Genomic DNA, 22,916 nt, shown 5'->3' with positions numbered 1-22,916 from the left:
TCTGACTGAAAATCTTCCCTTTCAGTGTTCACCCGCAACCAGCCGTTCCAGAAAAAAGCTGGTATTACCGCCTAACGAACGCCTAAATGGCCAATCTTCAACATTTTCCGCCAGCTGATGTATTGCTTTTGTCGCACTGCATTCAGGATAAGCAACCAACACTGCTTTTTGTTTTTTAACCGCCTCATGAACCTGATTATCAAAGGGAATGGCCCCAAGGTAATCCAGGCTCACATCCAGAAACTGCTCAGCAACCCGGTAAAGTTTGTTAAACAGCTCCCGTCCATCCTTGACGCTTCTGACCATGTTGGCCAGGATGTGAAAATGCGTCCATTCATAGCGTTTGCTCATGACTTTGATTAAAGCATAAGCATCCGTTAACGAAGTGGGTTCATCACAGACCACCACAATAATTTCCTGCGACGATCGAGTAAAGCTTAGCACAGTATCGGAAATGCCGGCCGCCGTATCGATGATCATGTAATCAAAGTCATCCGTTAGCTCATTGAATGCATCAATAATGCCAGCATGCTCGGCTGCGCTGAGCTGGGTCATGTATTCCGTACCGGAAGCAGCCGGTATCACTTTAATGTCATAGGGGCCGGTCAGCATGATGTCCGTTAAATTGCAGATGCCCTGAATCACGTGGGATAAATTGAATTTGGTGTGCAGCCCCAGCATGATGTCAATGTTGGCCAATCCCAAATCGGCGTCCAGGAGCAGCACTTTTTTATCCTTCTGAGCAAGCGCCACGGCCAGGTTAACAGACACATTGCTTTTGCCAACCCCGCCCTTCCCGGCAGAAACGGCAATGACTTTGACCGGTTTGGAGCGGCTGATATTGCGCAATCCGTCGGCCTGATTGCCGACTTCACCGCCTTGTTTAACTTTCGACATACACCCCCCTCGCCGCCTGTTGCATGGCCGCACCTTCCAGTTCGATCCGTTGCTGCATGGCCTGGCCTTGCTCCGCCAGCTGCTCAATTAATTGATGCCTTGTTGCCATTTTGATGTCTTCGGGTACCCGCTGGCCATGAGTGAGGTAACTCACCCCCAGCCGCGCCTCCGTTACCGCGCTCAATATGCCGCCTAAAGCCAAGGCTTCGTCAAGCTTGGTGATGATGCACTGCTCGACCCGATTGGCCTGATACCGCTGAATGGCATCGGCAATCACCTGATAATGGCTGGTAGCCGGTAAAACCAGGACCGTAGCAATGGAATGAAGTTTGGTGCTCAGCAAATCCATTTGTTGGGCAACCCGTTCATCGGCTGGATTCATACCTGCCGTATCAATCAGGACCAACTTTTTATTGCTGAGTTGCCGGATAACGCGGCTTAAAGACACGTCATCCTGCGCCACGCAGACCTGTACCCCTAAAATTTTGCCATAAAGCAGCAGCTGTTCTTCTGCAGCAATGCGGTAAGTGTCCATGGTAACCAGGCCCAGGTTTTCAGCGCCGAAACGCAATACAAAGCGCGCGGCCACTTTCGCCAGGGTGGTCGTCTTCCCAACCCCGGTCGGCCCGACAAAGGCGTAAACACCCCCTTCTTCAATGCGGCGGGAATCATAAATGGGAAGGCGCATGGAAAAATCGTTCAATACCTGCTGCCAGCCTTTTTGCTGATTCAGTGTGGGACTGACGCCGCTGACCAGTGCCGCGGCCGTTCGCTGACTGACACCCAGATAAAGCAGTTTTTGCATCAACACCGCATGCAGGGGTTCGCCCTGGCCGCCATGGCCACGAATTTGCGCTTCCAGCATGCCGCGCAGCGTCTGGATTTCCTGCCGCATTTCATCGAGCGGCGACTCCACTGGTTTAATGGCAGGTAATGGTGGGGGTTCGGCACTTGCTACAGCCGCCTCCGCACTCAATACAGTTTCGTCGTAATCAATGGCTGCCACCACTTCAACGCCGTTATCCACCCGGCTGCTGGACAATATGACAGCATCCGGGCCAAACGCCGTCTTAATCTGCTGCATGGCAGTGCGAGTATCAGGTGCAACAAAGCGTTTCAGTTTCATGGATTCTCCACTCTACTAACCGACCGTACCAATAATGCGAATCTCCTTGTTATCAGGGATTTCCTGATACGATAAAACATGCAAATTACTGGAAATGTGACGCACAAATCGTGCCAATGCCGCGCGTATCCCCGGTTGAACCACCAGAACGGCTAATTCATTTTTCGCCTGTTGCTGAGCTGCCAGCTGCGCCAGCGAGTGCTGAATTTTATCCGCCATTCCGGGTTCAAAGCTCACGCCTTGGCCGGCGTTGCTCTGGATGCTGTTCTGCAATAACTGTTCCAGCTCCGGTTTCAGCGTAATGATGGGCAATTCTTCATGCAAACCACTTATTTTCTGAGTGATCATGCGCGACAGCGCTACCCTGACCTGACCGATGAGGTAATCAATGTCTTTTGATTTACTGGCCGCCTCTGCCAGGGTTTCGACAATGGTTCGAATGTCTGTTAAAGGAATATGCTCAACCAGCAGGCCCTGCAGGACTTTATTCACCCCGCCAAGCGTCAAGGTATCCGGCACCAGTTCTTTCACCAGCTTGGGTGAGGTGCGTGCCAGTTTATCCAGTAATTGCTGGGTTTCTTCATAACCGAGTAATTGCTGACTGTTGGCTTCAAGGATCTGGCTTAGGTGGGTGGCAATGACCGTCGAGGCATCCACCACCGTGTACCCGTAGGTATGCGCCTGTTCTTTCTGATTTTCGTTAATCCAGACTGCTTCAAGACCAAATGCGGGATCAAGCGTCCTTAAACCGTCCAATTCGCCAAAGACCTGCCCGGGGTTAATCGCCAGCCATTTATCATTGTAAATCGGTGCCTCGCCCATCACCACACCGGCTAGACTGATGCGGTAATTGTTGGGTTTTAAATCCAGATTATCGCGAATATGAACCGTGGGGATGAGGAAACCAAGCTCCTGAGAAATCTTTTTGCGTACCCCCTTGATGCGCGACAGCAACACACCGCCCTGGGTGCTGTCCACCATTGGGATAAGGCGATACCCGACTTCAAGGCCAATGACATCCACGGGATTGACATCATCCCAGGACAATTCCGTGGCAGGTTCTTCAATACGACTGGATGCTTCCGTCTCTTTATCGATTAGCTTTTCTGCCTTTTCCCTTTCCAGAAGCAGATAGCCAATACCCCCTAAACCGGCTGCCAATAAAATAAAAGCAACGTGAGGCATGCCGGGAATTAAACCAATACCGCCAATAATGCCAGCAGCAATAAACAGGGATTTGGGATTGCCAAAGACCTGATGCACCACGGCCTTGCCCATGTCCTGAGCGGTTGAAACCCGGGTTACCATGATGGCCGCCGCCGTGGATAACACCAAGGAGGGCACTTGCGCCACCAAACCGTCACCGATCGTCAATAAAGTATAATTGCGTAAGGCATCTGAAAAATTCATGCCATGCTGCATCATGCCGATAGCCAGTCCGCCGACCAGGTTGATGAACAGGATAAGAATCCCGGCGATGGCGTCTCCGCGCACGAATTTGCTGGCACCATCCATGGAGCCGTAGAAATCCGCTTCCTGAGCGACTTCAGTTCGTCGCTGGACGGCTTGTTCCTGATTAATGATGCCGGCGTTCAAATCAGCATCAATCGCCATCTGCTTGCCGGGCAATGAATCCAGAGTGAAGCGTGCACTGACTTCCGACACGCGACCGGCTCCTTTGGTCACCACCACAAAGTTGATGATCACAAGAATGGTGAAAACCACAATCCCCACCGCGTAATCCCCGCCGATAACCACTTCACCAAATGATTCGATGACTTGTCCCGCCGCATCCGTACCCGTATGGCCATGCAGCAACACGACGCGGGTTGAGGCCACATTCAATGCCAGGCGAAGCAGGGTGGCGATAAGCAGCACGGTAGGAAAGACAGCAAAATCAAGCGGTCTGTTGCTGTAAATCACAGCGAGCAGAACCACCAGCGACAAAGCAATATTGAAGGTAAAGAAAATATCAAGTAAGAAAGGCGGCAGAGGCAGGATCATCATACTCAGCATGATCACCATCATCAGTGGCGTACCCAGGCCGTGTTGCATCCATTGACGTAAAACGCTCACAACATTATTCATGCTTCATCCTCCACATCGCGTTTCAACTCATCAGGAATGGGTAAATCGTTTAAAAAGCCCGGTGTCGTTTCATAACGGCTTTTATCCTCCAGTTGAAAGATATAGGCCAGAACCTGGGCCACGGCCACATACAACCCCCGCGGAATCTCCGCATTCAAATCCGTTGAAAAGAAAATGGCACGGGCTAAAGGCGGCAGGGAAAGAATGGGCACATCGTTGGCCTTGGCCACCCGGTTAATCTGCAACGCCACCAAATCCTTGCCCTTGGCCACGACAATGGGTGCGCGCGTGCCATCCTGCCGGTAGCTGATGGCCACTGCGTAATGCGTGGGGTTGGTTAAGACTACCGCCGCTTTGGGCACTTCACTCATCATGCGGCGTCTTGCTATTTCCTGTTGGGTGCGACGGATCTGGGCTTTAACCTCTGGCTTTCCTTCCGTTTCCTTGTATTCGTCTTTTAATTCCTGTTTTGTCATTTTCAATTGCTTGTTGTGCTCATACCATTGAAATGGCACATCCACCGCGGCGATAAGAATTAAACTGGCGCTGATTATCAAAAAAAGGATGCCCACTATCCATAACCCTTCGCTCAAGGCACTGGTCAAGGGGTAATTTGCGAGCGCAAGCAACGCGGGAATTTTCCATTTCAGCACCACAATCGACACAATGGAGATGAGAAAAAATTTAGCCATGGCTTTGAGCATTTCCATGAGGCCTTTGACCGACAGCATGCGCTTGATGCCCTTTAAGGGACTTAAGCGCGAAAACTGCGGCTGCACCGATTGCAGGCTGAACACCCAGCCGCCCATGAGCAGCGGGGCGGCGATGGAAAGCACAAGAATGACCATCAACACTGGGAATACCGCCATTGCCCCGGTCTGAATGATAAAGTAAAGGTTGTACATCATGTCCATGCTGGTTAAAAGAATACGGCTGTCGAATTCAAAGGCATGATGCATCATGGTGAGAAAATGCGTGGATAAAAAATTGCCGAAAACCAAAAATCCCGCGCCGGAAAACAGCAGGATGATGGTGGCGTTAAAGTCTTTCGAACGCGCGATCTGACCCTTTTCCCTCGCTTCTTTTAACCGTTTGGGCGAGGGCTGTTCGGTCTTCTCCTGGGATTGTTCGTCGTCTGCCATCAGTACAATAATCCTTTAATGAGTAACATCCCCTGCTCAAGGCTGTCGGCAATCTGTGCCGCGACCCCGGGCAAACTGACCCGCAAAATCACAATCCCCATAAACAGTGTGATCGGGAATCCGATAGAGAAAATATTAAGCTGCGGCGCCACCCTGGTCATGACACCAAAGGCCAGACTGATAACCAGCAAAGCGAGAATTGCCGGTAAGGCCACCAGAACAGATTCTTTCATCATCCAGCCCGAAAAAATCAGCACTCGGCCAATATCAGACAATTCCACCGGCACACTTCCAACCGGCAGCATGGTAAAACTGTTAAAAAACAACTCAAAAACAGCCAAGTGGCCATTCAGGGCCAGAAACATCAAGCTGACCATCAACAGATAGAACTGACTGATTAAAGGCACACTGGCCTTACTGGCGGGATCAATCATGGTGGCAAAACCCAACCCAGCCTGCATGGCAATGATCTGTCCGCCAATAACAAACACCTGAAACACCATTTGCAGAACAAAGCCCATCATTAGCCCCAACAGCAGTTCGAAGGCCAGATAAATCAGGTAGTAGCCATTGAAATGCTCAAGTGTCAAACTCGAGGGAACAAACGAGGACAGCAGAAAGGAAAACGCCATGGCAATAACCACTCGCACCCGCACAGGAATCAGGACAGATGAAATCACCGGCATGGTCAGAAACAGGCCGCTGATACGCGGCATCGGCCAGACGACCTGGCTGATTTGAATAATCATTGTCTTATAATCAATGTCCATGATTAATCAATCAGGTAAGGAATATTCATAAACAGTGTTTCCGTATAATGGATCATGGTTTTTAATAACCACGGCCCCGCAAATGCCAGCACAAGGAACGTCACAAACAACTTGGGAATAAAACTTAAACTCATTTCGTTGATTTGCGTGGCCGCCTGAAACATGGCCACGACAAGGCCCACCAGCAACCCCGGTACAATGAGGACAGCCAGGATGATGATCATCACATAGACGCTTTCGCTGAAAATTGAAACAATGCCATCGGGTGTCATCTTCCCCTCCTGGGTTAGCTCATGGCAAAACTGGACGCTAAAGAGCCCAGCACCAGTGTCCACCCATCAACCATCACAAACAGCATGATTTTAAACGGCAGGGAAATGATTAATGGCGACAGCATCATCATACCCATGGCCATCAGTACACTCGCCACCACAATATCGATGATTAAAAAAGGCAGAAACAACAAAAACCCAATCTGAAAAGCCGTTTTCAATTCACTGGTCACAAAGGCAGGGATCAGTACGCTCATGGGGACTTCCGCTAGGGTTGCATAGGTTTTGTTACTGAATTTCTCAAACAGCGCCAGATCGTTTTTGCGAGTTTGATTGAGCATAAAATGGTGAAGCGGTCCCTGGGCCAACCCCAAGGCCTGCGTGAATTCGATTTTATCGGCGAGGTAAGGCTGCACCGCCTGCTCATTGATTTGATTAAATACCGGGGCCATGACAAAAAAGGTCAGAAACAGGGCGATGCCTATCAATATCTGATTAGTCGGCGTTTGAGCCATCCCAATGGCCTGCCTTAAAATAGAAAGCACGATGATGATGCGGGTAAACGCGGTCATGGCCATTAGTAACCCTGGCAAAACGCTAAGCAGGGTCATGAAAATGAGGATTTGCAGATTAACGCTGTACGTTTGGGCACCGCCAGTGCCGGGGGTCACGGTGACGCCTGGCAGACTGAGGGACGCGGCCTCTGCAAGCACAGGAAACAAAAGTGCCATCATAAGAAAAAGTCTTGTCCTGCTGTGCTTCATTTCAAGACTTCCTCATAACGTGTTTAAGCAATTCAGGAAACGAACTTTTCGCTTCTGTCTGAAAGCCTGGCGGCAGTTCCTCACCGAAATCATGGAGTGTGTTGATGCTGCCATTGGCCACACCCAGCAGCAAATAACGTTCCCCCGCCTTCACCAGCATGATTTTTTCCCGTGGTCCGAGGCTTGTTCCGGCAATGATGCGAAACGCTCCGCTGACGCCTATGCCTGCCTGATTTAAACGCCTCAAAACCCAGGCTAAAAAGACAATAAGCAGCACCACAATCAATAGACCCAACGTCAAGCGCAGCATCTCATGAGCGCCTAAGGCCGTGTTGCCCTTCGCCAGTTCTGTCCCGGAGGCGATGGCATTTAATGGGAGAAACAGACTTCCCCAGAGCCAGTGTGATGTTTTCATTTCAGGCGCTTGATCCGTTCAGCTTTACTGACGATGTCGGTTAAACGCACACCAAATTTGTCATTGACGACCACCACCTCGCCATGAGCCACGAGCGTGCCGTTTACCAATACGTCAAGGGGCTCCCCAGCCAGCCTGTCCAAGGCCACGATACCGCCCTGATTCAGTTGCAAAAGATTGCGTATGGTCATTTTGGTACGGCCAATTTCCACGGTCACCGTGACGGGGATATCCAGAATCAACTCCATTTTTTCACCGCTGGCATCCACCGCGCTGCCATTCCCTGTTACCGTACCTGCAGCTATCGCGTCCTTCTGCTCACTCATGTCCATCCCCTAATAACTGATTTTTTTAATGATTTTTAATGCCCGCTTATCATTGGCACTGCCCAAAGTTGCAGTAAAACTGGGCGTTCCCTCAATATCCAATGTAACGATTTCATGCATTTCAAGCGGGAGGAAATCGCCAACCTGCCACCCCATCACTTTGCCAAGCGTACTGGTCGTTTGCGCCATGGCGCTGGTAACCAGTAATTCCACATCCATCAATTCCTCTTTAAGCGACATGATCCAGTTGGGATCAATTTCATCATCCGGCCTGGCTGCGCCAAGTTCGAGCTGCTGTTTTATGGGTTCCACCATCGAGAACGGCATGACAAAGGAAAAACTGCCCTTCTCGCGGCCAAAATCAATGAGAAAACGGCTGACTAACAGCAAGTCTTCCGGTTCGCCAATGTGCACAAGCTGGGGGTTTGTCTCGTCATTGACACGGATGGCTTCCAGTTTGATGATTGGCGCCCAGGCGTGTTCAATGTTATGCACCAGTTTGTTTATCACAATTTCCATCACCCGTAATTCCGCCGCAGTAAAATCGGTTTTGTCAGTCTGCGCCAGAAATTGCGAATTGCCACCAAAATAATAATCGACCAGATCATACACAAACGTATTGTCAAACAGCACAATGGCTTTGCCGCGTAAGGGTTTAAAGCGGTAGAGGGTCATTAAGGTCGGGTTTGGCAGGCTGTCTAAAAAATCACGGTGTTTGACAACACTTAACGGCTCCTGTTTGATTTCCAGCTCTTTGGCCATCAGCTGATAGATATCATTGCCAAAAAAACGGGCGGCCCGATCATGAATTTTATCGAGCACCGGCAATTCACCCCGAACAATCCGCTCCTGACTGGCAAAATTCAAGACCTGTATTTTCTCGTCAAGTCCTGTCGTTTTCGGGGAATATTCCGGCTTGGCGGCGGTTGCCTCTTTCACGGGCTCAGCGCTTTTATCGCTGGCAGGTTCTGAAGGCTCGGCTGCAGTGTCCTGATGGCTCTCCTCGTCAGCCTCTGCCGCAGGCGCTGCCCCTTCCTCATCGCCTACGGAGCTTAAGAGCGCATCAATTTCTTCCTGTGATAACACATCTTTTTCAGCCATAACCATCCTGTCAAATCATTGAAAACACTCGTTTTCCTAAATTACTTTTTCTCTTTCACAGCAGTCCAAGCAATTCACGTGCCACTTGGAAATTTGAGTGAATAATCAAAAAGATACAGGATTAAGATAAAAAGCATGCAGGGAGAAAGTCAAGTTTTTGACACAAAATTCCCTACTCTTCTTCTTTTTCTTCGCATTTATCAATGGCAGCGGCTTTGCACTGTTCATTGCAATCCAGAGCACTGGAGGTGATGCATACAGTGCTGATGCAATTGTCGGTGTATTGATTAACACACATGTCGTGATCGTAATTTTCTGAACCGATAACGACCGTGGGTAAATCCGCAGCGTACACCGCCACAGGGGTTAAACCGATTAGAAGAAGTAGCATGGTAAGGGCTTTGCGCATAAGAGTCATCCTTTATTACTCTGTCACTTAAAGTATAGCCAGTGCTTCATAAAAGAAGCAGTGAATAAAGGATTGTTTAATTCAACAAACATGGGCAAAATGAGAATACCACAGACGCTTCCTCCGTGTATGCGCAGCCAGACTAAAACCCTTACCCATTTCAGCGGCGCTATTTTAAGCCAATCAACCTGCTTTCGTCCTGACAATGAATGGCAGCTGCCCCCTTTGTTTGAATCCTCGCTGACCAACGTACTGGCCCGCGGCCATGGCTTGAGCTACAGCGATTGTTGCTTTAACACGCAGGGAAACGTCATTGATTGCACACGGCTCAATCATTTACTGAGCTTTGATGAAAGCAATGGCTTATTGTACTGCCAGGGCGGCGTCACCTTTGCTGATTTATTTGAGGTCCATCCGGACTTTATTCCACCGGTAGTACCCGGTACTGTCCATGCCAGCCTCGCTGGCGGCATTGCCAATGATGTCCATGGTAAAAACAATGTGTCCGCCGGAAGCCTTGGACAGCACATTCAGTGGATAGAATTACAGCAGGGATCCAGACTCCTGCGGGTAAGTCCCGAGAAATACGCCGAACTTTTTACTGCAACCCTGGCAGGGCTTGGATTAACCGGAATTATCCGGCGCGTTGCCTTAACGCTGAAAAGAGCCCCCCGCTGCGTGGAAGTGCACACCGAAAAATTAACCTCATTCGATAAACTGCTCACCGCCATGAAAGAAACCAGCAGGCAATGCGATTACCTGGTGGCCTGGCTCGATTTGCTGAATTCGCCACACGCGCTGATGTCTGCTGCGGTTCATTATCACGGTACAACGCCCCCGCCGCGGCGAGCATTCACGCTACCGAAGCTACCGTTTCGCCTGATTTATCGCTACAGCATGCAATACGTTAATCACTATTACTTCAAACGCGCCGATACCGGTATGCGGCGTCTCGATTTAATTGAGTTTAATAATCCCCTTGATAAAATCAGGCATTGGAACCGGCTTTATGGTCGACAGGGCCTTGTGCAGTTTCAGGCCGTCTTTGCCGAAGACCAGGCCGAAACCACCTTAGCCCAATTGTTAAGGGTGATCGCTAAAACGCAGGCAACACCCACGCTCGCTGTGTTAAAGTATTTTACCCGGCCCGGAGCTGGCTTATTGAGTTTTGTGCGTCCCGGCTTTACCCTTGCCGTTGATTTTATCCACGACACCAATGCCCGGGCAGCCATTGAAGCCATGAATCAATTCATCACTGACATCGGCGGACGCGTTTATCTGGCAAAGGATTTGTTTCTGACTCGCGATCAATTCATGGTTCAATACCCTGAACACAAACCATTTAAGGCCTTGCTGCAACACTACCCAACCGGTATGCAATCCGATCTGGGGCGTCGCCTGGGGATTACCCATGACTAAAAGCACCTGGATGATACTCGGCGCCACGTCCATCATTGCCAATGAATTCGCACAGCTCGCGGCAGCAGCGGGGCATCCGCTTCTGCTAGTCGGCCGTGATACCCTGCAACTCGATGTCATTGCGGATGAAATTACCTTGCGCCATCGCGTGGCCTGCGACATTCTAACCGCCGATTTTAGTGAAGACATCCGGGAGCTGCTTAAGAAAATTCAAACCATGGATCAGGAGTTGTCGTTGTTCATCGCTCACAGTGCCATTGTTGAAAATAATCACTTAAACTCAGCGGCGATAGGCAAACTGGTGAAAACCAATGTTTTAAGTACTGTGCAGGTGATCCACACTTACCTGAACAAACAGCAACACGAGCATCAACTGCTTTTTTTAAGCTCAGTCGCAGCCTGCCGCGGCCGAGCCCGAAACAGTTTATATGGTGGCAGTAAGGCCGCCATAGAAGTCTATCTGCAGGGATTACAACAGCAGGCCGGGCCTTCGACAACCATCACCGTGGCGCGCCTCGGGTTCATCGATACCGTACAAACCTATGGCATGCCGGGTGTTTTTTATGCCTCACCGCCCAAAGCCTGCGCCAAAGCCTGCTGGGCTAATCTCCACCGCAAAAAACGCCGCTTTTACCACCCCGGCTTCTGGCGCCTCATCATGATGGTCATTAAGCATCTGCCTTTCTTCATTTATCGACGAATGGGGAATGTTTAATGGTTTGGGCGGCCACCTAACGAGGTGGTTTAAACGCATGCCTTCTTTGCCATTATTTGCGGGCCAGGGGCTTTTCACCGCCCTCTTCCTCCTCGCCTTCCCTTTCCGTATCCGAGTCGCCTTCATCCAGTTCCTCTGCCGGTACGCCGCGATCCTCATCACCTTCGCGTTCATCGTCTTCATCCTCGTCACGATTTGCCGCACGATCCGCGGGCGCCAGTGCGGATTTTTTGGACGGGGACGATCGCAATTGCTGATTCATACGGGCATCGCTGCTTAAGCTCGTGCAAAGCAGGTGATCGGAGACACTATCCAGCGTCTCTGAATCCTTGATCATGTCATGCTGCATCGCCTGTTCGGCTTCCTTCAGTTTTTTCTGCTCACTCAACACTTTGTAGCCCAACACAGCACCGGCCAAAGCAGCAATGCCGACAGCCACTGCCGTGACCGCAATCACCGCTGCCGCAGGCACAGCGACACCGGGCAGAACAAAGGCTAACGCCACAAGGCCTAAGGCAAAACCGGCAAAGGATGCAGCATAGCCTAGGCCTTTAACCCATTTTTTTTCAGTTGACCACTCGTGATGAGCGTAAGGTTGTTTTCGCAGAAACCCTTCGACATCCATGTCTTGAATGTCATCCTCAAGACTTTTCAATTCATCTTCCACGTCGAGACTTAATTCCCCTTTTTCTTCCTCGGTCAATTCCGAGTAAAGTTCAACGCTTTCCTTGGCAAAATCGATGATGCCGTATCCCATTACAATGGAACCCACGACAATGCCCGGCACCGCCAGGACAGGAAAAGCGATGGCTAAAACGGCCGCGGCAGTAACCAGGCCAATACCCAATCCAATCCAGCCGATGTCTTTCATGAGGGATTTGCGGTTATTGGTTTCTTTTAAATAGGCTAAGCGGGTATCGGCTAACAAATGGACATTTCGTTCAATGAGTCCCATGGCTGCCAGATTACCCAAATCCAGATAAGTGGTTTCAGCCACCAGGCCATCCAGCAAGGCTTTTTTCTGGGCCTCAAACTGACTTTTGGGTAAGCTTTGCAGTGCTGCCAAATGGCGGCACCACAAATCGAAATCAGGATCATCCTGAAACTTCTCGGCAAAACGCTCAAGCAAGGTGCCCCTGTTCTCGACCGTCGCGAGCTTCAGAGTCTGGTGCACATGATGGAAAAAACGAAAATCCTTCAACGCAAGTTCCACATCGCCTTCAAGCTGCATCACGTCTTTAAATTGGTCAAGAAGCAGATTGAAGCGCTTCTGCTGCAACGCGTATTCTTCCCTGCTTTTTGCATGCAGCAGGGCAACCAATGCCTGGTCAATGCGCTCACGCAATTCGTTAACCGCTCCTTTGGCGGCAAGGGTTTTCAAGTGCGATCCCGAATCATCCAGAATCGCTCTCAACTGATTACGGATGATAAGGGCGGCGGTTAATTCCTGTTTGGATAAATCCTCATTGAGCTGCCGCTGGCTTGGCCTGGGGCTACTGGGCATGTTATTTCTCCACTAAATTCTGCTACTTCATCGCGTCTTTGGCGAAGAAGGTAAAATAGTAATTGTACAGCATAACGAAGGTGCCATCATTTTCAAATTCCGTAATAATGGCATTGATTTTCTCTATGTCCTTTTCATTGCCTCGCCGGGTGGCAATGCCCATGCCATACCCTACTTTAATGCTTCCCTTTAACGCTTTCACAATGCCTGGGTATTGGTGCTCCAGGTAAAGTACCGAGTAATAATTGATAAAGGCCGCCTCGATTTTCCCGGTTTTCATGGCTTCAACCAGGCCACCGATGTTGGAATACACCTGCAAATCAACCTTGAGTTCAGGATGGTGCAGCAGGTAATCGGCGTACACGGTGCCCTCCATCACACCGATGCGTCGCCCTGCGAGAGGCTCAATGGATGTCAGTGGGCTGCTCCTCATCACGATGAACCCGCCTGAGGACAGGAAATAAGGAATGGTGAATAAAAATTGGGTTTCCCGCTCCGGGGTAATCGCAAGAGAACCCATGGCATAATCAATTTCACCACGGCCTAATGCCTCAAGCAAACGCTGCTTGGGCATGGTGACGAATTCGCATTGCCATTTTAAGCGGCTGCAGATGCGCTGCATCAAATCCACATCAAAACCAGTATTGACAAAATGGCTGTCATTCATCACAAAAGGGGGATCGAAAATGGGCGTACCTATTTTTACTTTGGCTTCAGCAGGGAGGGTTAAAAAAAGAAGAACCGACAACATCAAACGCATCCACTTCGTCATCATCGTAAGCTCATGGTTATTTTTCTATTATAACTATAGTCAGCCTTAGCCTGTTGTGTAAAAATGAAGGTTATTTTGTACTTTTCTTCCATGGCTACCCCCCTCGATAACCCCTTCTGGCAATTCTCCAATCACCTGTATCGCAATCCTCAGGTCAAAACAATTTGCCTTACCCTGCAAAATCAGTGGCAATACAACGTTAATCTGGTGTTATTCTGTGCCTGGTTAGGTGAAACCAAACGACTAATTCACGTTATGGACATGAAAAATGCCGTGGCGTTGGTGGCTGAAACGCAGTCGCGCCTGACTGAACCATTGCGTCGCGTTCGCCACTACTTAGCCTCTCTGCCGGCAGAAGCCGCGATAAAAGCCAGTTATGAGCCAGCTCTTCAGCTTGAATTGGTGTCAGAATCGCTGCAGCAGGACGCGCTGTACAGGGCCTTTAAGGACAAGCCGCAAGCCGACTCACTCGATACCAAACAACAGAAGCTGTGTTATTTACATTGGCTGACTGATGTCATGAATCAATCGCTTAAAGAAGCTATCCAGCGCCTTTTTCTTGATTTAATTTCTTTTTAATGCACCTGAAAGGCGGGTTCATAATCCTGTCGACTAAAATAATTGCTACAATTAGAATTAAAATAATACATGGAAGATAAATTATGAGCGGATACAGACCCTTGTTTTCATTGTGTTTGTTGTACGCCCTGGCCTTGCCTCTGCAAGCAGAACCCGACAAATCCGATTTAATCAAAGTTGAAAAGGGCAAAAACACCGACTGCGTGGAATACTATAATTACAACGGCGAACTCTATTGCAGCACCAAAGCCTCACGCCTGCAAAAACCACCCGGCGACCTGGAAAGCATGGAAATGCAAACCATCGTTTTTGATGATCGCGAGTGGAAAGCCGCCTGGGGACAAAAAACCGACACCATCACCACCATTGAATACATTCCCAAAGGGGACAACATCGAAAAATGGCAGGAACTGGTGACCAGCCAGTTCATCCCCGGTATTCAGGATAAGATGACACCGAAAGAGTTCAGTCAGAATGTCATGAAATATCTAAAAGATTCAGGACTTGATCCGGTGATTAACGTGATAAGCGAAAGTCCGGATCGGGTTCTGTTTGAATTTCAGGTGACGGAACCTGAAAACCTGAAACAGGATGAACTGCAACTGATTACCAAAGGCAAAGACGGGATGTACGTGCTGCACTATGTCATCAAGGAAGCGCCCATGGACAATGAGCGCCGGGAAAAATGGATTAAGTTGTTGAATCAAAGCAAGCCGGAAAAGCCTCAGGTTAAAATGGAATAGCCTTCTTTAACCAGCGATTCATCGATATTGATCAGTGATTGCGCTTTACCAAAGAAACCGATACGGTGCGCACCCAATGCCTCGCGCACCGCTGAATTCATGCGGACATCCCCGCTCTTCTGACAAGCTGTGGTCAACGCCTGTTCAATACGGTTACTCTTGTCCGTGCATCCCCAGGAAAAAAAACCCGTCTTGTTCCGCAAACGTTGAATCTCTGCCCTGACAACCTCAAAGCCTGACACCTCCGTCTCATGATGCCCTTCTGGCGTTTGAGCTATGACAAGCGGTGATTTCGCATCGCTTGCCATGTCCGTTTGCAGCGATAATGTCTCGCCCGCGCTCGCGTCTGCAAACTTCACATCAATCTTTACCGGGAGTGAGTGTTTTAGCTTATCGGCCCCTTCTTGCATGGTCTTGGTAAAACTGACCGTGGCATTTTCAATTGGACTGACTACAAGGCGCTCGTCTGACTCGCTCAATGCGGAGCCAACCTCATCCACCTGTTCGTCTTCGTCTCCGGAAAGGTATTCGTTATCGTAATCATCGGGATCCAAGAGAGGCACGTCATCCGCGCTATAGAGGTCATCGGCATCCAGCAACTCTTCCTTTTCTCTCTTCTTATCCAGGATATCCAGAGCACTCAACAACTCGGCATCGAAAGGTTCGTAAAACTCAACCACCTTATCCAAATCCGCATCAGCCATGGTTTGCAGTAAGGTGTCATGGTCGTTTCTCAACTTCAGAATGTTGTCTTTGTAGGTTTCCTCGTCATTAAATCGGGCCAGGCTCTCTGGCAAGACAAAGGTTTCATCCACCGTCTCAAGCCAGTTGGGATTGGTTAAGACATACTCTAAAAAATAAAGACTTAAAGGCCCACAGGAAACCAGTTTCCCCCCGTCTTTTTTAGCCGTTTGCAGCGCATGAGGAGAAGCATGCACAGAAATGAGTTTATCCAGTTTTGTTAAATTCAAATGCTTGATTTGTCCGGCGGGGTTAAACAGCACGAGCTTCATACCCAACGCGGCCACCTTGACAAAGACACCCGCCATGTAATGAGCTCCGGCCAACTCAGGCTTAAAGAGAAACGGAAAATAGCGTACTTCTTCAGGCGCTTTTCTGAGCCAGTCAGCAGCCGCGTTTAACACCTCACCAATGTCTCGACTGTAAATACCGTCAAACATGACCTGGGGGGGTAAAAAAAGGGCTTTGGTTTTGCTTTCAGGCAAATGGGTAAACAACGTCCATGCAATCCGCTTGACATCTTCGTTGTCATACCAGGTATTAAACTCGCGGCAATCCTCAAAGCCGCCTTTCTCGTCATCCCGTTTACGAAACTCATCCGTTGCTTTACCCATCTGCATTCTCCACCTGTAACATTCCGACATTTTTACTTTTTTTGATCAAATTTACAACCCAAAAGAACAATTTTTACTCAAAAAGAGCGGGATTTACAAAATAATGCGGCTTGGTTTATCATAAAGCGATGAAATTATCCGTTCGTGTTTTACATGGTATGCTGGTTTTAAGTCTGCTGATTCTGGCCCTTAAACCCGTGCTGCTGCCCTCTGCCTCCGAATTAAACACCGCCCATTACACGTTCCAGTACGATTGTCAGAATCGGCTTTCCACCGCGATGTCCTGTGCGTCTACCGCTTATTGGTTGCTGAGTGAAGACGAGTCAAGTCCCTTCTTTTCTCTTTGCGGCTTTTTAATTGCCCTGATTTATTTCACGCTCGCCGCCTGGGCGACTTCCGCCCCCGTTAAACGCCTTTTACGCCCTCCCATTCACCCCTCCTGGTCAATTTAAACACAACTAAAACGTTGGCGAAGTTTAGAACACTTCGCTTCTGTGGTATTTACCAAGAGGATACTCATTATGAATTTATGGAAAGGCTTTCGCCTTTTAGCGCTGTTGATGCTTGTTTCAGAGAGCGCCTGGTCATTCAGCGGTGAATTGGGCAGCGCCAACCCGGCAGTGATTATGCATTTTATTGAACATCACAATGCGCTCATTTACCTCTCCGCGTTTTTTGGTCTCGGCCTCCTATTGTCATTTACACCCTGTGTTTTGCCGATGATTCCCATTCTCTCAGGCATTCTTGTCGGCCGTGATTCGTTATCCACCCGACAGGCTTTCAAATTGTCCTTAAGCTACGTCATCGGCATGGCTGCCACTTATGCGGCGGCCGGGGTTATGGCCGGTTACCTCGGCAGCACGCTGCAGACAGCCATGCAGCAACCGGTCATCATCTTGAGCTTCAGTGCCTTGTTTGTGGTGATGGGACTGTCCATGGCAGGCCTGTTTGAACTGCGGTTGCCGCAAGCACTGCAACAGCGTTTCAAAAGCCTGAACCAACGGGGCAAATTCGGTTATACCGGGGCTATGCTGATGGGCATTGCCTCAACCCTGGTGGTCTCTCCCTGCGTTACCGCCCCCTTGATCGGGGTACTGACCTACATCAGTCAGAAGGGTCAACCCGCACAGGGGGGGCTCATTTTACTGGTCATGGCCGCAGGTATGGGTATGCCCCTGCTGCTGTTGGGTTCAGGTTACGGTTCCCTGTTGCCGAAAACAGGCGCCTGGATGCTCAAAATCAAGAAATGTTTTGCCCTGCTTCTGTTTGCCATGGCCATCTGGATGGCATCCCGTATCCTGCCTGACTCTTTAATTCAACTTTTATGGGCGTCGCTTTTCGTTTTTGGCAGCCTTTTCCTTGGCTGTCTGCAAAGCGTTGCTCATAAAGGTGCCGTGTGGCTTAAAGGGCTGGGGGTAGCCAGCATCATGGCCGGCGGGATGCTCGCCCACGCCGCGCTAATGCCACTGATAGCCCCTGCCACATCGCAAAGGCAACACACGCTAAAACAGACGGTGTTTGTGGCGGCAAATTCCATGGCAGCCATCGAAAAGCAGCTTGAGCATGCCCGAAGCCAGCATAAGCCGGCCCTGTTAGTCTTTACCGCGTCCTGGTGCAGCGCCTGCCAGGCCCTTGAATCCCGGGTCTTGAATCAACCGTCATTGCGTTCGTCTTTAAACGGCGTGTTGAATTTAAAAATTGATATCAGCCAGAGCAATCCGACCACGGACGAGATTAAACAGGCCTTTGCCATTTACGGCACACCCACCCTGTTGTTCATTGATCGTGAGGGACAGGTGGTGGATGATTTAAGTGCCGTGGGCTTTATTAACCAACAGGCCCTGTCAGACCGTATCCATCAGCTTAAACAAGGCTGAACAAACGCGCCCGACAGGATCGGGCGCTTTTTACACCCTAATCTTTACAATGAGATTATTATTTCGCTAGACTCAAGCCTACTCTTGCCTGGTGAGTGCGAAATGAAATTTTCTTTTTTTGATCAAAAGCTGCCAGAACCCCTGGCCATTTATTTATTCAGCTTTCTTGATCCCCACACGCTGGCAAAAACCTTGCAGGTCAGTAAAGGGTGGAATCAGCTGGCAGAAAGAACAAGGCAAAGCAATGAACTCTCTCCTGTCATTCAACGCATGCCGCCCTTGCGAGCCATAGCCCCTTACCAGCTTAAACTGAAGCAATTGTCAGGCGGCATGACCAATCTTACCTATTTGGTCAAACAGCTTAAACGCTTAAGCACCCCGGCAGAACAGTTTGTGCTGCGTGTCCCGGGCAAAAACACCTCCAGTTTTATCAACAGGCAACACGAAGGCTACAACGCCAGGCAAACCAGTCAGTTAGCGATTAATGTGTCCATTGAATTTTTTAATGATCAGGATGGTCTTCAGTTAACACGCTTTTTTGAGAACAGCAAACCTTTAATCCCCGCGCTGCTTAAAGAAAAGCAGGTGCTGAAAAAGGTGGCAGAAATTTTTCAGAGCCTTCATCAATCACATCGCTTCAGCAATGACATTCATCTTTTTCAACGCAATGAGGCATTATTAAAAGACGTCAAAGACAAGGCAGAGCTGCAATTGCCCAAGGATTTGGCCACCGTTGAAGACAGTCTGGCAAAAATTGCCGCCGTTTGCGGCAAATACAAAATCCCGCTGAAACCCTGCCATAATGATCCCACCCCCGGCAATTTTCTAATGTCCCTGACATCGTACAAATTAATTGACTGGGAATATTCCGGTAATAATGATTTTTTATGGGATTTGGTTTATTTCTGCATGGAAGGAAAACTGTCCGAGGAGCAGGAAAAGCAACTGCTTGGCTTTTACTTTGACAAAGTCACTCCCACGATTGAAGCCTGGTTTGAAGTGTACAAACCCTTAGTCAGCTGGTGGATCACGCTCTGGTGCTGGACTCAGCTGACTAACAAAGCCAATGCCACGGCCAGCGAGGCTTATGTGAAACTGGCAGAAACCAGTTATGAAGCGACCCAGGCCAGTCTTAAGAATCCCGTCTGCCTGGAATCCTTAGCCCTGATTGCCTCAGACACCGAAAAAACAGTGTTTGACGGCCTTCGTCCATTTTAGTGCCTGGGTGTCTCTCAAAGCCCTCCCAAGGGCAGCTCCCTCTTCAAAAAATTTTTTAAAACCATTCGCTTAGTTTTCATCCGTGAACTATGCTGAAAATTAGAATTACCTTTTAATCAACCCTACGGAGTAACACGCCATGCACTCAAATAGAACAATAAAATCGCTGTTGGCTGTTGTTTTTGTTGGTATTCCCTTGCTTGTTCAGGCAGACAATGCCCCCGCTGCAAAAAGCGAAGAAACCTTTCAATCCACCTGCGTCAAAGCCTGGCTTGGGCGTGATAACACCACCAAGGATCAGGTCGACTACAAAAATTTTGGTGAACAATATTGCGAATGCGCCGCCACACAACCCCTGCAGGACAGCGCTGCCGTGGATAAAGCTGCGCAGGTGTGCATGACCCGTACCCTGCTTCACGATGCCCTAAATTCCCTTGAAGAAGACAATGAATTAACTGGCGCCTCCGAAACCGACATTGATGAATCCTGTCATGATCGCTGGAGTCTTGTGTACCCCAAAATGGATGATCGCTTAAAGCAAGTGGCTACATCCTATTGCGGCTGCGCCAAATCGGAATTAAAAACCCTGATTAAAAACTCCGATAACATGACGGACAAAGAGTACGACAACAAAATCAATGACATTGCCGCCTCTTGCGCAGCCCAACTGGCTAAATCAAACAGTACTGAAAGCCCTGCACCCCAATCCGGTACGACTTCCCAGCAATAATATCTCACTCTCCAATTCTGAAGTCAGAATTGGAGAGCTGTTATCGCACTGTAAAATCTTCGCCTACGCCCCGAACCACTTTCCACAGGCATTCAGCGCCATGGTAGGCAATGGCAGTAATGTCAGGCTGCGCCGGGCCTTTGGCTGTGACAACAAAAACACAGGCTTTCGATTGGAATCCCGCCTCCTGTTTGACCGCCGTGACTGTGTAGGCCAAATCGAAATCCGCATCGTCTGGGAAACCAAAGCCATAAATTAACGGCTGTTCTGCAGTGAGAGAGGTTTCTGTTAAAGGATTGCAATCGCGGTCAGCAAACACTCCCTGTTGATTAATCATTTTTAAGGTAATTTTCCACTGCCCATCCAGCGAGTTGATGGTATGCCAGGTATGAATACGGCACTCACTTGTGGCGTGAAGGAAACCCGTGAGCAGCATGGCCACTGCAAACGTGCATCCTTTCATCATCGTCCTTTAAGTTGGTTGCTAAACAGGAACGATAATACAAATGAGAATTAGTTGCAATTCCGCAAGGCCAGTTGCCTGATGCCTGCCCATTTACAGAGCCGTTTCCACCGTACCGGCCATGTCCACATTGCTGGCTTTGTCGTAACCGATTAATTTAAGCGGCAGGTTGGACTCAGCGGATTTCTCAGGATTAATAACATAAATATTGTCAGGGTTGTGTCCCTCATCAAAAATCGACGCCTTGTCGGCCGGCACCTGCGGTGTGCACACCCCGCCCTCTGAATCGGATTTGAGCAGATAAACAGTCCAGGTGGTTTTGCCGTCCTTAAATACCATTTCATTGCTATTCATCCATCTCGGTCCCAGCAGCTTTTTAATGGCTTTGTCATCCGCCTGACCTTCGGCCAGCAGTTTAAGGTTTCGCCTTAATTCAAGGATGCGGTGAATATTTAACGGCAGAAGCAGGGAATGCAGGATAAAAATAGGCAGAAGATGCGCCGTTGTTGCATAGGCAATAAAAGCGACGTTGCTGCCAATTGCAATCAGACGTAACGTCATGATCCGTTTAACATAAAAGGCCGCGAAAACAAGCGATGAGGCGACGTATCCTAAAGCATTAATCAAAATGTCCATATTTTACTCACTATCTTAATTCGCATCTTCCTACGGGTTTGTCTTATTCACCAAGGTAAACAAATCAGTCACACCCCACGACAAAAACCATCAACATGACGAAGGATCAATGGGATTTAACACCTCCTTTCTTTAATGCGGGCTCAGTATACAACTGACTGACTTCCCCTTTTTGACAAAATTCCGCATTTAAATTGACGCCGCAAAGGCGGGCCAGTTTTGGATTCAAAGTCAAGTCGCTGCTTTTGCCTTTGATTGCGCCATGCTCGCCCCACCAATTGTTGCGGGCGTAAACGCTGCCATTGATCACGACCAATTCCACGCCATTGCCGGAGGCGCGTGAATTATTGTAGATTTCATTTCCTCCTGAACTGGGGCTATCGATAAATGTTCCGGTTTCGGCTGCAGGACCCTGCCCCAGATCAATGATGTTTTTAGGGGCATTACCGAGCGAATTGCACATGACAATTCCGGGCCCGCCGCTGCCGGTAATCACACTGTCTTCCATACGAAGAATGATTTGCGCATGATGTTCAGTCGCGGTCATTTTGGCTAGAGGAGCAAATTTACCCTGCCCATACGCGGTAATGGTTTCCAGTCCCTCGCTCATCTGCCCCTGCCAGGGGGAGCCGTAAAATTGATAGCCCTGAATCTGGGCATATAATTTGGCGTCATCAAACGCCATGAGATTAATGCCGTCATTGAACCGTTTTAACTGGCTGATGGACAATCCGTTAATTTTAAGCCGCCCCTCCGCTTCGTCTTTGGCCAGCACATAAATGCCGGCATGGTAGTTAGGCACCACCCCCTCAAGGGTGCTGTTCCCCTTAATCATGTTGTTTTCCATGGCAATGCCAGCCGATGATTTTTCAGCCAAAAGGACACTGACACCGGATCCTCGCGTCCCGCCATTATCCTCCCCTTCAATCAGGCTGTGGCTGATTTCAATGGCATCCAGAGAATAATCGCTGTCCCCGACAAAGGCGATGGCTGCTTTGGGAAAATTCCTGTTATTGTATTGTTTACCCAGAAAAAAAGTCATAAAGCCGCGTAACTCCGGCGGCGGTAAAAACTCATCCTGCACCTTCGCCGCCTGATTGGCGCTGACAATACGGGTGTGGCTGATTTTCACGTTGCGAACATTTTTTCCATAGATGGCATAGCCTGCGGGTTTAATGATCTCAATGCCCATGATTTGGGTATTTTCCGCCAATTCAATGGCATCGCCGTCGGGATTGGTGATTTGGGCTCCCGCCTGATTGACTTTGCAAACAAAGGGTGTTCCCGCGCAATCAATCTCACCGCCGCCCTTGATGATTTGATCCGGTTTAAGCTTGATTTTTCCTTTAAAAACCTCGTTGGAAGGAAGAATGATGAGCGTGTCCCCCTCTTCGGCGAGATTGCCAAGCGCCTCCAGGCTGTTAAAGGGTTCTTCCGCTGTGCCTTTGCCGGGGGTATTGCCGGCTTTCAGGTACCAGGTGGTTGCCTGAACGGATGCACCGGCCGTCAGCAAGACCAAACCGACCAGTGTTAAAAACGTGGGCTTTAACGAAAACATGATGTGTGTCCATAAGCGCCTATGGACATTTCATTGA

The 22,916-nt window shown here is 49.3% G+C and carries 24 protein-coding genes and 1 pseudogene; 8 read left to right on the top strand and 17 right to left on the bottom strand.

Annotation, left to right across the window (positions count from 1 at the left end):
- Nucleotides 1-21: 21 nt before the first annotated feature.
- From GH742_RS05015 to GH742_RS04965, 11 genes are all read right to left on the bottom strand, one after another.
- Entirely contained in the window at nt 22-897 is an 876-nt protein-coding gene (locus GH742_RS05015) for a MinD/ParA family protein (RefSeq protein WP_203456367.1), read from the bottom strand.
- Nucleotides 884-2,023 carry a flagellar biosynthesis protein FlhF gene (gene flhF / locus GH742_RS05010; protein ID WP_203456366.1) on the bottom strand — a complete coding sequence of 380 codons (1,140 nt, stop codon included), beginning with the start codon at nt 2,021-2,023 and terminating at the stop codon, nt 884-886. Before flhF ends, GH742_RS05015 begins: the two co-directional genes overlap by 14 nt.
- A 15-nt stretch (nt 2,024-2,038) precedes the next feature.
- On the bottom strand, nt 2,039-4,111 hold the full coding sequence (gene flhA / locus GH742_RS05005) for a flagellar biosynthesis protein FlhA (protein ID WP_203456365.1): 2,073 nt from the start codon (nt 4,109-4,111) through the stop codon (nt 2,039-2,041).
- On the bottom strand, nt 4,108-5,253 hold the full coding sequence (gene flhB / locus GH742_RS05000) for a flagellar biosynthesis protein FlhB (protein ID WP_203456364.1): 1,146 nt from the start codon (nt 5,251-5,253) through the stop codon (nt 4,108-4,110). The genes flhA and flhB overlap by 4 nt, the downstream gene beginning before the upstream one ends.
- Nucleotides 5,253-6,023, bottom strand: a complete 771-nt coding sequence (gene fliR / locus GH742_RS04995; protein ID WP_203456363.1) for a flagellar biosynthetic protein FliR — start codon at nt 6,021-6,023, stop codon at nt 5,253-5,255. The genes flhB and fliR overlap by 1 nt, the downstream gene beginning before the upstream one ends.
- A gap of 2 nt (nt 6,024-6,025) precedes the next feature.
- Entirely contained in the window at nt 6,026-6,295 is a 270-nt protein-coding gene (gene fliQ / locus GH742_RS04990) for a flagellar biosynthesis protein FliQ (RefSeq protein ID WP_058525518.1), read from the bottom strand.
- A gap of 14 nt (nt 6,296-6,309) precedes the next feature.
- Nucleotides 6,310-7,029, bottom strand: coding sequence for a flagellar type III secretion system pore protein FliP (fliP, locus tag GH742_RS04985; protein WP_239005288.1), 720 nt, complete (start codon nt 7,027-7,029; stop codon nt 6,310-6,312).
- Nucleotides 7,030-7,060: 31 nt separating this feature from the next.
- Nucleotides 7,061-7,474 (bottom strand): flagellar biosynthetic protein FliO, encoded by a 414-nt coding sequence (gene fliO, locus GH742_RS04980; RefSeq protein WP_203456361.1) that lies wholly within the window; start codon nt 7,472-7,474, stop codon nt 7,061-7,063.
- On the bottom strand, nt 7,471-7,722 hold the full coding sequence (gene fliN / locus GH742_RS04975; protein WP_370569544.1) for a flagellar motor switch protein FliN: 252 nt from the start codon (nt 7,720-7,722) through the stop codon (nt 7,471-7,473). The genes fliO and fliN overlap by 4 nt, the downstream gene beginning before the upstream one ends.
- Nucleotides 7,723-7,809: 87 nt before the next feature.
- Nucleotides 7,810-8,901: a flagellar motor switch protein FliM gene (fliM, locus tag GH742_RS04970; RefSeq protein WP_203456359.1), complete on the bottom strand. Its 1,092-nt coding sequence runs from the start codon at nt 8,899-8,901 to the stop codon at nt 7,810-7,812.
- A gap of 172 nt (nt 8,902-9,073) precedes the next feature.
- Nucleotides 9,074-9,310 carry a hypothetical protein gene (locus GH742_RS04965; protein WP_203456358.1) on the bottom strand — a complete coding sequence of 79 codons (237 nt, stop codon included), beginning with the start codon at nt 9,308-9,310 and terminating at the stop codon, nt 9,074-9,076.
- A 129-nt stretch (nt 9,311-9,439) separates the two neighbouring features.
- Between GH742_RS04965 and GH742_RS04960 the strand changes: the two genes are divergently transcribed.
- Nucleotides 9,440-10,729, top strand: coding sequence for an FAD-binding oxidoreductase (locus tag GH742_RS04960; RefSeq protein WP_203456357.1), 1,290 nt, complete (start codon nt 9,440-9,442; stop codon nt 10,727-10,729).
- Complete coding sequence (locus GH742_RS04955; RefSeq protein WP_203456356.1) at nt 10,722-11,444, top strand: SDR family NAD(P)-dependent oxidoreductase; 723 nt, start codon at nt 10,722-10,724, stop codon at nt 11,442-11,444. The genes GH742_RS04960 and GH742_RS04955 overlap by 8 nt, the downstream gene beginning before the upstream one ends.
- Nucleotides 11,445-11,496: 52 nt before the next feature.
- On the opposite strand, the gene GH742_RS04950 is transcribed toward GH742_RS04955, so the two are convergent.
- Together GH742_RS04950 and GH742_RS04945 are read right to left on the bottom strand one after the other, a co-directional pair.
- A complete protein-coding gene (locus GH742_RS04950; RefSeq protein WP_203456355.1) occupies nt 11,497-12,948 on the bottom strand; it encodes a hypothetical protein in 1,452 nt (483 codons plus the stop codon).
- A 22-nt stretch (nt 12,949-12,970) separates the two neighbouring features.
- Nucleotides 12,971-13,723 carry a transporter substrate-binding domain-containing protein gene (locus GH742_RS04945; RefSeq protein ID WP_203456354.1) on the bottom strand — a complete coding sequence of 251 codons (753 nt, stop codon included), beginning with the start codon at nt 13,721-13,723 and terminating at the stop codon, nt 12,971-12,973.
- A 60-nt stretch (nt 13,724-13,783) separates the two neighbouring features.
- Here GH742_RS04945 and GH742_RS04940 point away from each other — a divergent pair, with 60 nt between their 5' ends.
- The gene (locus tag GH742_RS04940) at nt 13,784-14,299 is read left to right on the top strand and encodes a TIGR02444 family protein (protein WP_203456353.1); all 516 of its coding nucleotides are present in this window, start codon (nt 13,784-13,786) and stop codon (nt 14,297-14,299) included.
- An 83-nt stretch (nt 14,300-14,382) separates the two neighbouring features.
- Entirely contained in the window at nt 14,383-15,042 is a 660-nt protein-coding gene (locus tag GH742_RS04935) for a hypothetical protein (RefSeq protein ID WP_239005287.1), read from the top strand.
- Here GH742_RS04935 and GH742_RS04930 read toward each other — a convergent pair.
- Entirely contained in the window at nt 15,024-16,397 is a 1,374-nt protein-coding gene (locus tag GH742_RS04930) for a hypothetical protein (protein ID WP_203456352.1), read from the bottom strand. The genes GH742_RS04935 and GH742_RS04930 overlap by 19 nt on opposite strands.
- Nucleotides 16,398-16,525: 128 nt before the next feature.
- Between GH742_RS04930 and GH742_RS04925 the strand changes: the two genes are divergently transcribed.
- The 4 genes from GH742_RS04925 (at nt 16,526) to GH742_RS04910 (ending at nt 20,222) form a co-directional block, all read left to right on the top strand.
- Nucleotides 16,526-16,849, top strand: a complete 324-nt coding sequence (locus GH742_RS04925; protein ID WP_203456351.1) for a hypothetical protein — start codon at nt 16,526-16,528, stop codon at nt 16,847-16,849.
- Nucleotides 16,850-16,918: 69 nt separating this feature from the next.
- On the top strand, nt 16,919-18,274 hold the full coding sequence (dsbD, locus tag GH742_RS04920) for a protein-disulfide reductase DsbD (protein ID WP_203456350.1): 1,356 nt from the start codon (nt 16,919-16,921) through the stop codon (nt 18,272-18,274).
- A gap of 102 nt (nt 18,275-18,376) precedes the next feature.
- A complete protein-coding gene (locus GH742_RS04915; protein ID WP_203456349.1) occupies nt 18,377-19,492 on the top strand; it encodes a phosphotransferase in 1,116 nt (371 codons plus the stop codon).
- Nucleotides 19,493-19,631: 139 nt separating this feature from the next.
- Nucleotides 19,632-20,222 carry a hypothetical protein gene (locus GH742_RS04910; RefSeq protein WP_203456348.1) on the top strand — a complete coding sequence of 197 codons (591 nt, stop codon included), beginning with the start codon at nt 19,632-19,634 and terminating at the stop codon, nt 20,220-20,222.
- Nucleotides 20,223-20,262: 40 nt separating this feature from the next.
- Here GH742_RS04910 and GH742_RS04905 read toward each other — a convergent pair whose 3' ends face one another.
- From GH742_RS04905 to GH742_RS04895, 3 genes and pseudogenes are all read right to left on the bottom strand, one after another.
- Nucleotides 20,263-20,688, bottom strand: a complete 426-nt coding sequence (locus tag GH742_RS04905; protein WP_239005286.1) for a hypothetical protein — start codon at nt 20,686-20,688, stop codon at nt 20,263-20,265.
- A 417-nt stretch (nt 20,689-21,105) separates the two neighbouring features.
- Nucleotides 21,106-21,321 (bottom strand): annotated as a pseudogene (locus GH742_RS15840) (hypothetical protein); the annotation flags it as partial.
- Nucleotides 21,322-21,427: 106 nt separating this feature from the next.
- The gene (locus GH742_RS04895) at nt 21,428-22,879 is read right to left on the bottom strand and encodes a hypothetical protein (RefSeq protein ID WP_203456347.1); all 1,452 of its coding nucleotides are present in this window, start codon (nt 22,877-22,879) and stop codon (nt 21,428-21,430) included.
- Between the last annotated feature and the right edge of the window lie 37 nt (nt 22,880-22,916).

This window comes from Legionella sp. MW5194 (assembly GCF_016864235.1).
Lineage (GTDB): Bacteria > Pseudomonadota > Gammaproteobacteria > Legionellales > Legionellaceae > Legionella_C.
Note: the sequence above shows the minus strand (reverse complement) of the source record. Positions and strands in the feature narration are given on the sequence as shown.

Bases quoted from the DNA above. Each gene is read 5' to 3' on its own strand.
- fliQ (WP_058525518.1), bottom strand. From the start codon at position 6,295: ATGACACCCGATGGCATTGTTTCAATTTTCAGCGAAAGCGTCTATGTG.
- GH742_RS04910 (WP_203456348.1), top strand. From the start codon at position 19,632: ATGCACTCAAATAGAACAATAAAATCGCTGTTGGCTGTTGTTTTTGTT.
- flhF (WP_203456366.1), bottom strand. From the start codon at position 2,023: ATGAAACTGAAACGCTTTGTTGCACCTGATACTCGCACTGCCATGCAG.
- fliR (WP_203456363.1), bottom strand. From the start codon at position 6,023: ATGGACATTGATTATAAGACAATGATTATTCAAATCAGCCAGGTCGTC.
- GH742_RS04915 (WP_203456349.1), top strand. From the start codon at position 18,377: ATGAAATTTTCTTTTTTTGATCAAAAGCTGCCAGAACCCCTGGCCATT.
- fliP (WP_239005288.1), bottom strand. From the start codon at position 7,029: ATGATGGCACTTTTGTTTCCTGTGCTTGCAGAGGCCGCGTCCCTCAGT.
- flhB (WP_203456364.1), bottom strand. From the start codon at position 5,253: ATGGCAGACGACGAACAATCCCAGGAGAAGACCGAACAGCCCTCGCCC.
- GH742_RS04935 (WP_239005287.1), top strand. From the start codon at position 14,383: ATGAGCGGATACAGACCCTTGTTTTCATTGTGTTTGTTGTACGCCCTG.
- fliN (WP_370569544.1), bottom strand. From the start codon at position 7,722: ATGGAGTTGATTCTGGATATCCCCGTCACGGTGACCGTGGAAATTGGC.
- GH742_RS04965 (WP_203456358.1), bottom strand. From the start codon at position 9,310: ATGCGCAAAGCCCTTACCATGCTACTTCTTCTAATCGGTTTAACCCCT.
- GH742_RS04950 (WP_203456355.1), bottom strand. From the start codon at position 12,948: ATGCCCAGTAGCCCCAGGCCAAGCCAGCGGCAGCTCAATGAGGATTTA.
- GH742_RS04895 (WP_203456347.1), bottom strand. From the start codon at position 22,879: ATGTTTTCGTTAAAGCCCACGTTTTTAACACTGGTCGGTTTGGTCTTG.
- dsbD (WP_203456350.1), top strand. From the start codon at position 16,919: ATGAATTTATGGAAAGGCTTTCGCCTTTTAGCGCTGTTGATGCTTGTT.
- GH742_RS04905 (WP_239005286.1), bottom strand. From the start codon at position 20,688: ATGATGAAAGGATGCACGTTTGCAGTGGCCATGCTGCTCACGGGTTTC.
- fliM (WP_203456359.1), bottom strand. From the start codon at position 8,901: ATGGCTGAAAAAGATGTGTTATCACAGGAAGAAATTGATGCGCTCTTA.
- GH742_RS04940 (WP_203456353.1), top strand. From the start codon at position 13,784: ATGAAGGTTATTTTGTACTTTTCTTCCATGGCTACCCCCCTCGATAAC.
- fliO (WP_203456361.1), bottom strand. From the start codon at position 7,474: ATGAAAACATCACACTGGCTCTGGGGAAGTCTGTTTCTCCCATTAAAT.
- GH742_RS04955 (WP_203456356.1), top strand. From the start codon at position 10,722: ATGACTAAAAGCACCTGGATGATACTCGGCGCCACGTCCATCATTGCC.
- GH742_RS04925 (WP_203456351.1), top strand. From the start codon at position 16,526: ATGAAATTATCCGTTCGTGTTTTACATGGTATGCTGGTTTTAAGTCTG.
- GH742_RS04945 (WP_203456354.1), bottom strand. From the start codon at position 13,723: ATGATGACGAAGTGGATGCGTTTGATGTTGTCGGTTCTTCTTTTTTTA.
- flhA (WP_203456365.1), bottom strand. From the start codon at position 4,111: ATGAATAATGTTGTGAGCGTTTTACGTCAATGGATGCAACACGGCCTG.
- GH742_RS05015 (WP_203456367.1), bottom strand. From the start codon at position 897: ATGTCGAAAGTTAAACAAGGCGGTGAAGTCGGCAATCAGGCCGACGGA.
- GH742_RS04960 (WP_203456357.1), top strand. From the start codon at position 9,440: ATGCGCAGCCAGACTAAAACCCTTACCCATTTCAGCGGCGCTATTTTA.
- GH742_RS04930 (WP_203456352.1), bottom strand. From the start codon at position 16,397: ATGGGTAAAGCAACGGATGAGTTTCGTAAACGGGATGACGAGAAAGGC.